This window comes from Rubinisphaera italica (assembly GCF_007859715.1).
Classification (GTDB): domain Bacteria; phylum Planctomycetota; class Planctomycetia; order Planctomycetales; family Planctomycetaceae; genus Rubinisphaera; species Rubinisphaera italica.
Window position 1 is genome coordinate 5,576,352 of the sequence record NZ_SJPG01000001.1, and the last position, 14,617, is coordinate 5,590,968.

General features: G+C 47.9%; 13 protein-coding genes and 1 tRNA gene. 9 read left to right on the forward strand and 5 right to left on the reverse strand.

What is annotated here, in order from left to right:
• Positions 1–265: 265 nt before the first annotated feature.
• Complete coding sequence (locus Pan54_RS21235; protein WP_146505433.1) at positions 266–1,129, forward strand: fumarylacetoacetate hydrolase family protein; 864 nt, start codon at positions 266–268, stop codon at positions 1,127–1,129.
• 410 nt (positions 1,130–1,539) lie between these two features.
• The gene (locus Pan54_RS21240; RefSeq protein WP_146505435.1) at positions 1,540–2,106 is read left to right on the forward strand and encodes a DUF2617 family protein; all 567 of its coding nucleotides are present in this window, start codon (positions 1,540–1,542) and stop codon (positions 2,104–2,106) included.
• Positions 2,107–2,214: 108 nt separating this feature from the next.
• On the opposite strand, the gene lepB is transcribed toward Pan54_RS21240, so the two are convergent.
• The gene (gene lepB / locus Pan54_RS21245; protein WP_146505436.1) at positions 2,215–3,987 is read right to left on the reverse strand and encodes a signal peptidase I; all 1,773 of its coding nucleotides are present in this window, start codon (positions 3,985–3,987) and stop codon (positions 2,215–2,217) included.
• A gap of 281 nt (positions 3,988–4,268) precedes the next feature.
• On the opposite strand from lepB, the gene Pan54_RS21250 reads away from it, so the two are divergent.
• The 4 genes from Pan54_RS21250 to Pan54_RS21265 all read left to right on the forward strand — a co-directional run bounded on the left by Pan54_RS21250 (position 4,269) and on the right by Pan54_RS21265 (position 7,243).
• On the forward strand, positions 4,269–4,775 hold the full coding sequence (locus Pan54_RS21250) for an HD domain-containing protein (protein WP_146505438.1): 507 nt from the start codon (positions 4,269–4,271) through the stop codon (positions 4,773–4,775).
• A 180-nt stretch (positions 4,776–4,955) separates the two neighbouring features.
• Complete coding sequence (locus Pan54_RS21255; RefSeq protein WP_165441903.1) at positions 4,956–5,381, forward strand: TadE/TadG family type IV pilus assembly protein; 426 nt, start codon at positions 4,956–4,958, stop codon at positions 5,379–5,381.
• Between the two features lie 177 nt (positions 5,382–5,558).
• Positions 5,559–6,758: a VWA domain-containing protein gene (locus Pan54_RS21260; protein WP_146505442.1), complete on the forward strand. Its 1,200-nt coding sequence runs from the start codon at positions 5,559–5,561 to the stop codon at positions 6,756–6,758.
• A 59-nt stretch (positions 6,759–6,817) separates the two neighbouring features.
• On the forward strand, positions 6,818–7,243 hold the full coding sequence (locus Pan54_RS21265; RefSeq protein WP_165441904.1) for a TadE family protein: 426 nt from the start codon (positions 6,818–6,820) through the stop codon (positions 7,241–7,243).
• Positions 7,244–7,249: 6 nt separating this feature from the next.
• On the opposite strand, the gene Pan54_RS21270 is transcribed toward Pan54_RS21265, so the two are convergent.
• Positions 7,250–9,196, reverse strand: a complete 1,947-nt coding sequence (locus tag Pan54_RS21270; protein ID WP_146505445.1) for an acyl-CoA dehydrogenase family protein — start codon at positions 9,194–9,196, stop codon at positions 7,250–7,252.
• Positions 9,197–9,652: 456 nt separating this feature from the next.
• Between Pan54_RS21270 and Pan54_RS21275 the strand changes: the two genes are divergently transcribed.
• Both Pan54_RS21275 and Pan54_RS21280 read left to right on the forward strand, forming a co-directional pair.
• Complete coding sequence (locus tag Pan54_RS21275) at positions 9,653–11,200, forward strand: 2-isopropylmalate synthase (protein WP_146505447.1); 1,548 nt, start codon at positions 9,653–9,655, stop codon at positions 11,198–11,200.
• Between the two features lie 254 nt (positions 11,201–11,454).
• Positions 11,455–11,745 carry a PadR family transcriptional regulator gene (locus Pan54_RS21280; protein ID WP_146505449.1) on the forward strand — a complete coding sequence of 97 codons (291 nt, stop codon included), beginning with the start codon at positions 11,455–11,457 and terminating at the stop codon, positions 11,743–11,745.
• Between the two features lie 219 nt (positions 11,746–11,964).
• Here the strand turns inward: Pan54_RS21280 and Pan54_RS21285 are convergent, their stop codons facing one another.
• Both Pan54_RS21285 and Pan54_RS21290 read right to left on the reverse strand, forming a co-directional pair.
• On the reverse strand, positions 11,965–12,246 hold the full coding sequence (locus Pan54_RS21285; protein WP_146505450.1) for a hypothetical protein: 282 nt from the start codon (positions 12,244–12,246) through the stop codon (positions 11,965–11,967).
• 307 nt (positions 12,247–12,553) lie between these two features.
• Positions 12,554–12,624 (reverse strand) — tRNA-Gln (locus Pan54_RS21290).
• A 273-nt stretch (positions 12,625–12,897) separates the two neighbouring features.
• On the opposite strand from Pan54_RS21290, the gene Pan54_RS21295 reads away from it, so the two are divergent.
• Positions 12,898–13,221, forward strand: a complete 324-nt coding sequence (locus tag Pan54_RS21295) for a DUF6793 family protein (RefSeq protein ID WP_146505452.1) — start codon at positions 12,898–12,900, stop codon at positions 13,219–13,221.
• A 98-nt stretch (positions 13,222–13,319) separates the two neighbouring features.
• Here Pan54_RS21295 and Pan54_RS21300 read toward each other — a convergent pair whose 3' ends face one another.
• The gene (locus tag Pan54_RS21300) at positions 13,320–14,459 is read right to left on the reverse strand and encodes a hypothetical protein (protein ID WP_146505454.1); all 1,140 of its coding nucleotides are present in this window, start codon (positions 14,457–14,459) and stop codon (positions 13,320–13,322) included.
• Positions 14,460–14,617: the final 158 nt, after the last annotated feature.

Sequence of the window (14,617 nt, forward strand, 5' to 3'; positions counted from 1 at the left end):
AATGTTACTCGAAAGCCGTCCCCTCGCTGACGCTTCGGGTCAGATTACTGATGAGATTCCACGATTTGGGGCTCCGATTCATTGCGACCCAGCCACCCAGTACTTATCACTCGTCATTGCCTTTAAATGTCTAAACAAATTTTACCTTTCACCTTCATCCTTCCGCCTTCTCTCCCCTCCTGCTTCAACCTTGTCGCAAGACTTTCTACAATAGGGGCCACTCAAATTCTGTCCCTTTTAAGTTTTTCTCCACGGAGAGCGTTCGATGAAGTTAGCCCGTGTGCTGCTGCCGAATCAGGAAATTCATGTTGTCGTTGTCGAAGAGTCTGCCGTGCGGGTTCTCGATTTTTCACAGGTTCAGAATGTCCAGCGGCTCACCGACATTCTGCACAGTCCGGATCCAGCTGGTCTTGCGAACTTTCTGATTGATACGAACGTTGCTCCTGTAGCGATTGAGGAAGTTCATTTTCTGGCACCGGTCGATCAGCAGGAAGTCTGGGCGGCTGGTGTGACTTATAAACGAAGTCAGCAGGCGCGCATGGAAGAGTCGGACCATGCGGCCTCGCATTATGATCTGGTCTATTCTGCGGATCGCCCGGAGTTATTTTTCAAAGCGACTGCTCAGCGGGTCGTAGGGCATCAGGATCCGGTTCGTGTGCGGAACGACAGTTCCTGGTCGGTTCCCGAGCCGGAGTTTGCAATTTTCCTGACCCCGGAAATGCATGTGTGTGGTTACACCATCGGAAATGATATGTCTGCTCGTGACATTGAAGGGGAAAACCCACTCTATTTGCCTCAGGCCAAAGTTTACAATCAATGTTGTTCCCTCGGCCCCTGTGTGACTCTGGGATCTACAGATCTTGATCTCTCTTCTGTAGAAATCAAACTGGGCATCGAGAGAAATAAGGCTCAGGTTTTTTCAGGCGAAACCAAACTTGATCAATTGAATCGCACGCTCGATGAACTCGCCAGTTGGCTAGGCAAAGAGATGGACTTTCCCAACGGAGCCGTCCTGCTGACGGGAACCGGAATCATCCCACCCGACGAATTCACACTGGAATCGGGCGATATTGTCACGATTGAAATCTCGAATATTGGCCAACTGATCAATCCCGTGGAAAAGGGATGAATGAGACCATTCTCAATTGGTATCTGCAGTCGCATGGACACCAAATATCCTGAAAACGTTGTGTTTGCTCCTGCTGGACGCTGCAGGTAATTTTTGAATATGCTCTTGAGCATTTCTAAATGCAGTATAACTTCGTATGTGTGGTGAATTCCCTAAAGCATTGTATTGACCCAGGTATAACGCGGGAACTTGATATGGAGCAGATCGTCTGCTGTTCCTGTTCATCTTGTCTTCGCGTTGTCAAGATCGAACAGGGCTTATTTTTTCGAGTATTTTGAGTCGCAAAATTCTCTGTGAGACGCCTTTCCTCAATCGAGAGAAAACAATAAACTCTGGTCTTCCCGTTTCTGAAATGGGTTGATGACTTCAAACAATTCCCCCGGGCTTGCTCGGCGATCATAGAGACTCTTATGAAATTTTCGACGTCACGTCCTCAGACAGCTGAGATGGCGGTTAGCCTGTTTGCCCGCCCATTACATCCTGAGTTATTCGATGTCCTGGAACGTTATGAACATCAGTGCGAGCATTATCAGTCGGCCGTCAATTTAACGACCAGCGGTCATGTGATCGAGTACCACACTCGCGAGAACACGTTCACTGAAGTTCTGGACTGGCGCAGTGTAGATTTGCCACGCATTAAACGTCTGTGTCTGTACTCCACAGATCAGCCGCGAAGCTTGCGATATAAATTGGATAGTGGCATCGTCGTGCAGATTTGTTTCGACTGTGAATACCTCGATCCCGATGCTTTTCGACGGGTCCAGCAGGAATCCTGGAAGCAGGCTTCTGGTGCGACATTGGCGCATGCATTACCAGAAACGGAATTCGATCTTTCGCCTCCGTTGAGCTACATTAATGTCGACCCACTTCCTGAAGCGATCGGCATTCACACCTTCCATCTCTACCCGGAAGAATGTGCGATTGTCAAAACGCAATCGCTCTATCACTACGAAGCTCCAACGACACAAAACGCCTGACAAGACTCAATAATCAATTCGGATTCTCACTTTGTTGCTGTTTCGTCTCGGATGAATCTGCTTCGTGACAGTTTCAGAAACGGCAGTCAACTCTTGTTGAGCCTGGTGTTATCGCAACATGCGGACGCGTTCGAAATCGGGGACCCGGATTTGAGATTTCAAAGACCCGATTTCAATCGTCTGCTTACGCGAAGGCAAATGTAATACGATGGGCCTGCCAATAATCAGGGACGGTTTCACAGATCCTTTTGGCCAGTATCGGCTGTCGATGGAAACAATTGAGTTGTCTCCCAGAACGAAGTATTCTTCCGGACGAATGGGATATTGGGGTGAGGATTCGCTAATGTCGAGATCATCAGAGCTTTTGCGGTAGGCGATATCGCGGAAGACCTGCAACCGAGAAATGGAAACTGGGCCATCCTGACAATGGATGTGGATCGGTTCGACAACCGTGTCGCGGACTTCTTTTTCAGCTCGATAGGCATAGGGCTCAAAGAGCACTTCGCCGTTCAGGGCAACGAGCACCTGGCGATCCATAACCGACATCTCGATTTCGATCATTTCCTCGAATGGCAGGTCTGGTAAATCGCCGACGCGCAGGATCTTCTTTTGCCCGTGTAAAGAGAGCTCAGCGATACGTTTTGAAAAATCGAAACGGCATTGAAAATCATACCACCCATCGTTCAGTCGCAAGCGTATTTGTGATTGAGGGGAAGCCGCTGAGACTTCCATGCGAACCATCAAATCGGAAACGGTCTCCGGTACAAGTCCAGTCTGTTCGTTATAGGCTTCCCAGTCGGAAATCGGTCGCAAATGAGACTGTTCGAATAGCGTCTTTAATGCCTGATGAAATTCCAGATCAACCGTCATTACGGTGAGCTTTTCAACAATATCCGCTGGCAATGCTCCCCGGCACGATAATTCTTTTTCATTGGAATCGTATCGTAAGACGGTATTTTCAGAAGGAAGTGGCAGATCAATCGGCCAGACTTTCAAAGGAACCCGATAGCGATGAAAGCCTCCACTGCGAACCCAGTTGCGATAGCTCAACCACTGTTGAGAAGTGTTTTCGGAGGTTTGCGGAGTGACGTCAGGATTAAAATCAAATCCGGCTTTCTGGAATTTCCAATTCGCATCTGAGGCATCGGGTGCGATGATCCAGGGGGATCTCCAGTTGTCATCCTGCAATTGAGGTTGGAAGCGGGAGTCGGATACTAGAATTCGCATCTGGCGTTGAGCCATCAAGCCTTTTCGTTGCAATTCGCCGTCGATGTAAATATCCCCATCGCGGATTTGCAATGTCTCGCCGGGAAGTCCGATGATCCGTTTAGCGTAGGCTTGGGTGGGACGTTGAGGGTTTCGAAAAACGATGGCATCCCAGCGTTCGGGCGATCGCCATTCGTAGGCTTGCTTATCAACGAGGATTTGATCCCCCTCGTTGATTGTCTGTCCACTCAGAAGAATACGGTCGTAATGACAGTTGGGACAGGTGAGGTGATGTCCTTCAGGATTACTTTGAGGATCGTTCCCAGGAGTAATTTCGGTTGCGGTATGAGCAAAATTGAACTGACAGTCTGGGCAGGTGACTCGATAATGATAGCCGCGAATCCGAGGAGCCATCGAACCGGTAGAAATCATAAAGCCTTCGACGATGAATGTCCGAAACACAGAGACCGCCAGCGCCAATACAACAATTGCTTCGACAAAATAACGCATCGAACCAAGTGATGGGGATGACTCTTCGGGCAATGATCTGCTTGCAGGTTCCGTTCGAAATGAAACCGTTGTCTTTGATTTTGAATCGAGCCGAGTAGCAGTCTTTTTCGTGAAATCCGGCCTGGGCTCCTCCTGCCGACTCAGCTTTGGCAGGTTAGTAGTCATACAATATCCAGAATAGACAGACTTTGACGAGCTACGATATTCCTGTACGGACCATCCGCAGCAGAATTTTCAGGAGATCGGTCCCGAATATTATCCGCCTCAAGCATTCAAGTGAAGATGAATCTGTTTAACGGCGCACATCGGCGGTGAATTCATTTCTGTAAGCATGAATATGTTCACGTGTTTTTGAAGCGACAGACCACTCACACAAAAACGGAGTTTTATGAAATGCCCGCAGGTGTTAAAATAGAGTCTTTACCATCTAAAGGAGGAGTAGTCACGTGTTGGATCAGGCGATCAGCTTTGCGGCCAGGGCCCATGCCGGGCAGTTGCGGAAAGATGGAAAAACTCCCTATATCGCCCACCCGGTTCGTGTGATGACGATTTTGTGTCATCAATTTCGTGTGAATGATGAACGAATTCTCACAGCCGCGATACTGCACGATTTGATCGAGGATACGACTCGGGATTATGAGAGTATCACTCGAAACTTTGGGAATGAGGTTGCGGATCTTGTTGTCGCGATGTCGAAGGATCCTCGTCTTCCCGAGCAGAAGCGTGAGGAAGAGTATCATCAACAGATTGCCCGAGCTGGCTGGCAAGCCCGATTGATAAAACTGGCTGATTGTCTCGATAATGTTCAGGATGCAATCGACAATTCTATGCAATGCCGAGCTTGCGACAAAGCACGCTGGGCATTGGAATTGATTGAGGAAGATGATCCACAGGAGGTTCAAGAGGCTGCCAGAATTCTTAGAGAGACTCTCAAATCCCTGCGATCCTCATAATCGGTTCTGGATTATTTAGAATATTGGGAAATTCTCTTAGAAACGCTCCTGTCGTCTGCGCCTGTGCTTTCAGGCTGACCTATGCTTAAAACGGGAACTGTAATATTCGACGACCCTTGTGATTTGTATTGTCATCCCAGAGTCGAATCTCAGCTTGAGCTTGGCGTGAAAATTCCAGTCATGAGATGGTGTGCTGAAAATTCAAAAGTCGATTTTGGCCGTAATCGATCTGGTACGGCGATGGTGGAAATGTCGGTTTGTCTGCCGGTATTGGTCATCCTGGTGTTTGGAGCTATCGAAGCGGCTGAGTTCATTCACTTAAAACAGGATCTGGCGATTTGCACCTACGAGGCTGCCAAAATCGCCTCGAAAGCGAGCAAAGTCAATAGTGACGTCGTGTCTCGGTTTGATGAAATGGCTTCTGCAAAAAGTATGAACGATGCCACGGTAAGTATTTACCCAACTCTCTCGACTGCGACGCCTTCAGGAACGGAAGTCACTTTAACGGCAACCATTAAAACAGAATCCAATTACAAACTGCCAATTTCCTTTTTTGGGGGGCTGACCATGGAGAAAAAAGTAGTCGTTGCCCGGCAGAATATTTAGCCAATTATAGAGATGACTTGCCCATACATGATCGCATTAAAATAACGATTTCGAAACTTGCTCCGACAAAAGTCGACAAATCATTTTTGATCGTGCATTACACACACAGAGTTCCCCATCCCGTTGAGAATATTCAATGCTTACTTCCGCTGTTGCAAGTTTGTTACAGGATATGACATGAAGAGTCCATCGAATTCATTTTTGCAACAGACACGGTCTGGTCAAAAAGCATCTCCTCGCCGTGGGGCAATGATCGTGTTTCTGGCGGTCATGATGTCACTCTTCATGATTGCCGTGATCTTCACGGTCGATGTGGCCTACATGCAGATGGTGAAAACCGATGTCCGAATCGCAGCCGACGTCTCTGCTAAGGGAGGTGTGGAAGCTTTACTGCGCACCGAAAATTCGACGAAAGCCGAAACCGCTGCCAAGCGATTTCTCGAATTGAATACCGTGGCCAATCAGACCATGAAGTTCAATGATGGTGATATTGAATTGGGCAAAGTGGTCCAAAACGGTAACAGTAAAAAATGGAAATTCAAAACGAACCAAACCCCTTACAATGCGATGCGGGTAACGGTCCGACTGGACGATAATGCCAATGCTTCCGTCCCTCTGTTTTTTGCTCGATTTTTTGATGATCAGAATTACAAGCCACAGCACACATCGATCGCTGCGAACCTGGTGCATGAAATTGTGTTGTGTATCGACCGTTCTGGCTCCATGTGTTTCGATCTGACGGGAGTCGACTATTCGTATCCGAGTGGTATCCCCAAATACCCAAAGGGTTATATTACGCCACCCCACAGCACAGGAAGTCGTTGGGCTAAGCTTGATGTGGCCATTCAGGCCTTCGTAAGCAAAATCAAATTGCGTACAATTGAGCCGGATATTGCTCTCGTAACCTGGGGATCTGATACCAGGCTTGGTTATAACTGGCGACCCTATAATGGTCGTAGATTCAAAGCTGTCGAAGTCGACCTTAACCTTGGTCAGAATATTGACAAGGTAAATGCCGCTATCGCCGATCGTTACAACGACATTATGGTTGGTGGTACAAATATGGCCGCTGGTATTGATAAGGCGATTAGCATTCTGACTTCACCGAGTGCCAATTCGCTTGCTCAAAAAACGATCATCCTGATGTCCGATGGTGTGTGGAATACGGGACGTAATCCTGTGTCATCTGCCCAAACGGCAGCGGCCAAAAATATCACGATTCACACGGTTTCTTTTTTATCAGTCAGTAATCAATCCGTCATGAGTACGATTGCCTCGACAACAGGTGGCAAAAATTATAGCGCACTCAATGTCCAGGATCTAAAAACGGCCTTTGAGGAACTTGCCGAAGATTTACCGATCGTTTTGATCGACTAATTGCGTTAAGCATTCGGTTCAGATAAGTCCTCATTATTAATAGAGACTTGAGTAGACCATTGAAAAAGAATCACAGAATTTCCGATCAGAATATCAGCGAACGATCAGGTGCTGCGCTGGTCGAATTTGCGATTTGTGTGCCTGTTGTTTTTGTGCTCTTCTTCGCTTCGTTCGACATCTGCCGTTTTAGCATGATTACCCATGCCGCAGAGCAAGCTGCTTTTGAAGGCGCCAGGCGTGGGTCGATTCCGGGAGCAACGGCTGCAGAAGCCAAGCAGGCTGCTCAGGATGAACTCGATAAACTGAGTTTGAAAAGTGCGATTATTACCGTGACACCCACTACGATCTACAACTCAACCGAAAAAGTGACGGTCAATGTTCGACTCTCACTGGAAGCCAACAGCTGGGTCCCCACCAAAGTCCTCACCGGAGGCTACATCGATCGCACTTCGACTCTCACTCGCGAATATGTGACCAGCGATTGATCTCTCTTACTTATATTGCATCATAATTTCTTCGGCTTGGATTTTGTCGATCAAAGCATCGCTATTCTCGATGACATGTTTCCCCAGGGTGGTGGCGGTCTTAAAGAATGTGCCATCCGGTCTATGACCACTAATACGGTTTTGCAAATGTTGTGCGAGAACATCAGCAGCTGCGATGTGGATTTCATCTCCCGTACGGGCAGCATATAAGCATGTCACCAGTATGACGACCTGATCCTGAATTCTCTGCGAGAGATCGGCCATCGCGCATTGACGATCCGCCAATGCCAATTGGAATTTCCGCATCAGGTTATCGACATCAATCCGCGAGTGTTGCAACTGATGGGCGGCTTTATTTGCGTGAGCACCCAGGACTTCCGGCATGCCGTTGAAGTCGGGAGTTGTGGCCCAGTTGAGAGCTTCTCCAACTCTCCATTTGACGTACGGGATTGCAGCCTGTCTCAACGCGACCAGATGAGCCGGGTTGAGAGGATTCGGCTGCTTGATTCCTGCTTCTTGCAACGCCTTGCCAATTGGCTCGTAATACTCTTTACCATGCTGCTTGATCAGCGATTTCATAAACGCCATCCCCAGCATCTCCCCTTCCCCTTCGTAGATACAAGGGGCGAGAAACTCGTGGACGTTATCGCCAAACAGGTGACCATGCAGAAACGAACGGCCACCGTGCGTTTTCATAAACAGTTCAATCGCCGTTTCCTTCTGTACCTCACTCCCGAAGATCTTGGCAATAATGCACTCCATCTCACCGCGATAACCCTGATCGAGCAAACCTCCGCACCATTCGACAAGGGCATCGCAAGCGACAATGTAAGCCGACATCATTCCGACGCGACGACGAACCAATTCGCGAGCTTCAATTGGTAAGCCGTAAGTTTCACGATAGCGAATCCACGGAAGTGTATTTGCCAGCATCAAACGAATTGTCCCCGCTGCAGTGGCACACAAAGCGACACGACCGCGGTTCAATCCATGATAGGCAATGGTTAACCCATCCCCTCCCTCGATCTGCAAGAGATTCTCTTTGGGAACCTGGAACCGATTGAACTTCAAACCGTTATTATAGGAATGCTTCAGTGCGTATAGGCCATAGTCGACCATTTGGAACTGATCGTTTTCCTCGGAAGGGAGTTCAGCAATCAGGACTGCTGGCTTGCCTTCGATGCGGCAGACTAATCCGATTACACGACCCGGGATCGCATTCGTGATAAACAGTTTTTCGCCAGTGACGTAATAATGATCTCCTTCGAGGACCGCCTCAGTTTTCAGGGCCGTCAAATCGGAACCTGCACCAGGTTCCGTGAGTGCGAAAGCGGAAAGCTTTTCACCAGAGGCGAGTAACGGCAGAAAATTTTCTTTGAGATCAGGCGTGCCGAATGTCATTAACGGATCGACGGCTCCAATGCAGCCATGTACCGATCCCAAACCCGCAACAGTTGGATTGATTGTGGCCATCTCTGTCAGAAATCGGGAAAACAACTGGAAGGGGAGTTCACTTCCGCCATACTTCTTATCAACGAGCAATCCCCAGTAACCAGCTTCCCCTAAATCATTAAAGAGTTCAGGGGTAATTTTACCCTTCTCGTCGTAATGAGTGCCGTTGTTCTGATGTCGTTGAACAACTTTGAGACAGTTTTGCAATTGCACGGCCAGTTTCGGGTCGGCGATTACCTCTTGTGATTGGAAGTTTTCCTTGGGAAATGTTTGATCCCAGACCGCTCGATGGATTGGGCTTTGCTGAGTTTGATACTCAGGAGCAAAGAAGAGTTCAAGTTCATCATCGGCCCGATCAATTGTGCCCGTCTTGGTCGCCTCATCCTGAGACTTCCCGCTGAGTAATAACGCGGTTTCTACAAACGTTTTTTCCGGGGCAGGTTTGTTAAGGGAGTTCTCAGCCAAATCCGAATTGGTTGTGGGGTCATCAAGAGTGGACATGAATCTTTCCTTATTGCTAATGATCTCAGCTAATTTTCATCGATGATCTTTCTAATGTATTGTAACATCAAACAACTTTGTTGTGAGGGGCAATTTCACGCGAACCTGAATGGTTTTCATTCCGTCCAGAAAAGGTGTTGACTGGGAAATCCGGCAATTAGCTTGACCAATCCCTCAAGAATGAGTAATTTTAAGCCATGAAAATAACAACTGCCAATAACCTCCTGAGCCTAAACGGACTACTAAGCCCATTCACCAGTGGGACGTCTTAGGCTACGTAGATGCATTTCTTGAAAAGCCCTGAGACAACCCCTGTCTCAGGGCTTTTTTTGTGTACACGTACCATTTTAACCTGAAGCGTCAGCGAGGGGACGGCGTAGTATTTGTAGTGTGCGTCGAGACGCACCCTACTATTTAATCGAACACGTAATTGATTTCGCGATAAGGAAAAATCTCATGAGTGACAACGTCATTCGCATTTTCGACACAACTCTTCGTGACGGCGAGCAATCGCCTGGCTGCAGTATGAATATGGCCGAGAAGCTCGAAGTGGCCAATGCACTGGTTGAGTTGGGTGTCGACATTATCGAAGCGGGGTTCCCCATTGCCTCGCCCGATGATTTCAAAGCCGTCAAAACCATTGCCGAACAACTCGGAGATCGCACCACAATTTGCGGATTGGCCCGCTGTCGTGCAGAAGATATCGATCGCGCCTGGGAAGCGTTGAAGCATGCTCAAAATTCTCGCATTCATGTTTTTCTGGCCACATCTGCCATTCACATGCAGTACAAACTCAAAATGGCGGAAGAAGAAATTGTGCGACGTACGGCTGAAATGGTCGGACGCGCACGCGGTTACTGCGACAACATTGAATTCTCCCCTGAAGATGCCTCGCGTACCGAACTCGATTTTCTGTGCAAGGTTGTCGAGACCGCAATTACTGCGGGGGCAACAACGGTTAACATTCCCGATACCGTCGGATATGCCACGCCGAGTCATTACTACAATATGATTCGCACCTTGAAGACGCAGGTCCCGAATATCGATCAGGCAATTATCAGTACGCACTGTCATAATGACCTTGGCCTGGCAGTCGCGAATTCCCTGGCTGCCGTCGAAGCAGGAGCTCGACAAGTCGAGTGCACAATGAATGGCCTGGGAGAACGAGCCGGTAATGCGGCTCTTGAAGAAATTGTAATGGCCCTTAAAACACGGTCGGACTATTACAACATCACCACGAATATTAAAACGCAGCGTCTGGTTCCTACCAGTCGTCTGGTCTCTTCAGTTACGGGCATGAAAGTGCAGCGCAACAAAGCGATTGTGGGGCAGAACGCCTTCGCGCATGAAGCCGGGATTCATCAGCATGGGATGTTGCAGGAACGGACAACTTACGAAATCATGCGTCCGGAAGATGTCGGTTTTTTAGGGACGAATCTGGTTCTGGGAAAACACAGTGGACGTCACGCTTTTCAGGATCGACTGACTTCACTCGGCTACACTCCCGATGAAGAAACGTTCCAGAAAGTGTTCGATGATTTCATCACACTGGCCGACAAGAAAAAAGAAGTTTACGATGCCGACATTGTCGCCTTGATGGAACAACGCTCCCATAAAGTTCCAGAAATCTGGTCCATGGTTTCGATGCACACTTCTGCGGGAACCGGTACGATTCCGACGGCAACGATTGAACTTCGTCATGAGAATGGAGACGTCCGCCGCGATGCAGCCACTGGCGATGGACCGATTGATGCCGTGTTCGTTGCGTTGGAACGCGTTGTCGGCGTGACAGTCAAGCTGAAAGATTTTGATGTCAGTAGCGTTTCGAGTGGCAAGGATGCGTTGGGCCAGGTCAATGTGACTATCGCGGATGGTTCAGAGACGCATCACGGGCACGGCATCAGCACCGATGTTATCGAAGCAGCCTCTGCCGCTTATCTGCAGGCGTTGAATAAGGCACTGTCTCAAAGACTTTCCAATGAAAGGCAACCGGCAGAAACTTAAGCCTTCGCAATCGCGATCATTCTTCTGTAGGAAATCGATTCAAACAATCCCTCGTAAAAAACTGCGAGGGATTGTTTTGTTTTGACACATATCGAACAGATTTCCGGAGTGAATTTGTTGAAAAATGGTCCACTTGCGTAGAGTTATCATTTTTTTCTCGTAAAACACTTGAATTGAAGACCGTGATCAATTAGTTATGCCGGACGCGCACCGTTTTGCGCAGATGTCTTTCTTATTGAATTCAGGTATGCTTCATGAGTCACAACATTCCACGCGGTTTGAGCGATGTCCAATTTGTTCTGTTGGGGTTAGTCATCGACGGTGAAAAAACCGGTACCGAATTGCGTCAACTTCTTCGCGACGACTACGGTTGGGATACGAGTACGAGTTCGTTTTACACATACTTTGAACGTCTGGGCAAAGAAGGACTGTGTGCCATTAAAACGACAAAAGCTGGTAAAAAGTTTCGCGCCTCGGCGAAAGGCAAGAAAGTCTTCAAGCAAAAACTTGATTTTATGAAGCACGCAATCGACACGTGGAAGTAATTTTCAGAGCATTTCCAAAATCAATTTTCCGCGTTCCGCCTGAGCAAACACAGCGATTTATGCAAATAATCGAACATGCGAAGGCGCACTGCATTTAGAACTGCTCTAGTGCCTCTTTCCTCAACAAGCACGAAGCGTAAGTTAGTAAGTACATATTTGTAAAAACTTACTCACTTGCGCTTCGTGCTTGTAGGATATCAATTCCCATTGATTCTAAAATCAGGCAGGTACGCCTGTCACAGAATCGGTCAGTTTCACGGCTTCATATCGTACGCCACGGGCATCATAAAAGTAGATCATGTTAACGTCCGCTGCCCAAATCGCATTCAGACGAATCTGCCGTGGTCCGAATAACGTAAATTCCATCCCGCAGAATTGATCGCGCCGGAGTAGTGGCGAGGTGTCCAGAGGAAATTGTTCTGGAATCAGATTTTCTTTATTGCAAAGAGAATTGTGAATGAATTCTATCAAGTCCGTCCAGGTCTTGGGAAGAATTGGCATAAAAGCTTGCTCCTGATTGTCGATCGGTGAGGTCGAGATTTTTTGCATCTGTCCAACTGTTTCCCTTTCCTCTGAAAGGAGAACCAGTGACTTGTCAGAGGCCATTGTCGGCAAGAATAGTTATCGTCCGCATATTCGGGAAACCTTGCTGAAATCCCCGGAAGCATAGCGATTGACACAAACGCGCTGGCCGGAATTCCCAGCCAGGTATTCTCAGCCTCTCACCATTTATTGCAAACTTTTCCACAATGCGGGATAACACCGCGCATAAAAAAACTGCCCTGAAAAATCAGGACAGTTTGATCGATTACCCGACAGGGATTCGAACCCCAACTGAAAGAATCAGAATCTTTTGTGCTACCGTTACACCATCGGGCAGTGATATTGCTGTTTGAAGTTTCATTTAGCGGCTTTTCGATGGTTTAAGTCCAGTATTTCCAGACGACCACCCGCTAAACATTTAAGACTTCAACCACAAAAGGAATTTATACCCCATCGACAACTCTTTCAAGAGAGAAGTTCAGCTTTTCTGATGGGAATTGCGTTCCGGGGGCGGAAAATCTTAGAATGAGAGAATAATCTCGTCTTTGAAACCGCAATTTCCCCTGACGATTTGCCCGATCCACTTCAATGTGCAAAGAGGATGCTTGCATGCCGCTTTACGAAATCGAGACCAATGCCCATATCATGATTGGCTGGGCGGAAAATGAAGAGCAGGCTCGTTCCACGGCTCATGAGCATTATCCGGATGATGACATTGTCCGGATCAATCGGCGTCCACGCGATTTGTGGGTCATTTCCAAGGGCTTACTGGGATTTCCTCAAAACGAAGTGCTCTGTAATACCGCACGAGATTGCCTGTCAAAAGCACAAGGGGACAAAGAAGACGCCATCCGATTGTACATGCAGGAAACGGGTGTTGATCAGCAGGCCGCTCAGCGAGCCATTGAAACCAATATGTCTCTTGGCTGGTGAGACCTGGTAGCGATTGATTCACAACACCGCTAATTCCAATCTCTGCAAGAAGTCGTCAGTCTGGAAATCTTTCCCGTCTGATCCTCCAGTCATGATCGCTAATTGTTCAGATAGACGGGATGACAGTCGTTACAGCTTTTATTGAGGAGTTGAAAGCCAGTGTCGTAAAGTGTGTAGTCATCTGTTTCAGCTCCTTCGAGCATTTTGGCCGATCCGTCGATTAATTCCTGGCAATATTCTTGATACTCGTCTTCATCGGCAAAAACATAATCGTCCAAGTGCACAACCTGTCCTAGTGCACGCAGTAAAGCCGCCTTGGCAATAACATCTTCCTTTTTGCTCTTTAATTCGCTATCCCCACTGATCGTCGTGCGGAACCAGTCATTGTATTCTTTGATTTTTTTCATTAGCAAATTGCGATCCGCGACATCGCTGAAAACCGTTTCTGGATCACTTTCCGGTAATTCTGCAGGCGCGCCTCCGTTGAGTATCTCAATGATGTTGAGAAACTGAGTTTCGGCCACTTCAAATGCTGGTCGACCTCGAGTTTCCGCGGCCATCGCAATTTCTGAGGACATATCTCGTACAAAGTGAGCTTTGTCTTTCCAGGTGAAATCACCGGGATGTTGTGTTGCAATTCCAGACAGAGCCGCCAATGTCGCTGAATCGATCTGGATGGGGAGCAACTCTCGGTTGAAACTTCCCACCGAATTCAAATTGGCAGTCAACGTATTGCGGATGCGTGTAATTTCTTCGATTAATCGATCTTTCGTTATCACTTCGTCCCATCCACTGCTGGCTGCGGTTGCTGGTGGGGGCGTCTCGGTTGTGGGTGGTGGCGTCGACGCATTCATTCCATTGGAATTCTTCTGTGGTGTGGATGTCGCAGCCATATTATTTGTCGCAGGTGGCGGTGATGTATTTTCTGCTGCAACCGTTAGTGGACGATCGTAAAAGACATCATATGGGATGCCGTCGACGTATTTGCGATCAGGATCGTTATTCGAATCGCTTGCCTGATCAGTTTTTGATGGAGTGGACTGGTTTTCCGCTGTTGTCTGCTTTGGAGCCGACTCCGTCGAGTTCTCAGCAGGCGTTGGGGAGCTTTTCGAACTGCATCCGATCATTCCCGTCGAACTGCACAGGCACAGAATGAGCAATAATGCATAGGATATTCGTGCATGGAATACCGTTCGCAAAACAAGCAATTTGCGGTCGTATTTTGTGGTCTTGAACATGAAAGTGTTTCGCATCATTGAAAAAGAAATCGGGGTCTCTTGTGTCGACTCCACTCGTAAACAAAAAAGTACTTGCGGGAATCGAAGGAAAATAAGACATCGACAAATATCTAGTCTACACCCTCCTCTGACATTATCGTATAGTGTAACTGAAGTCT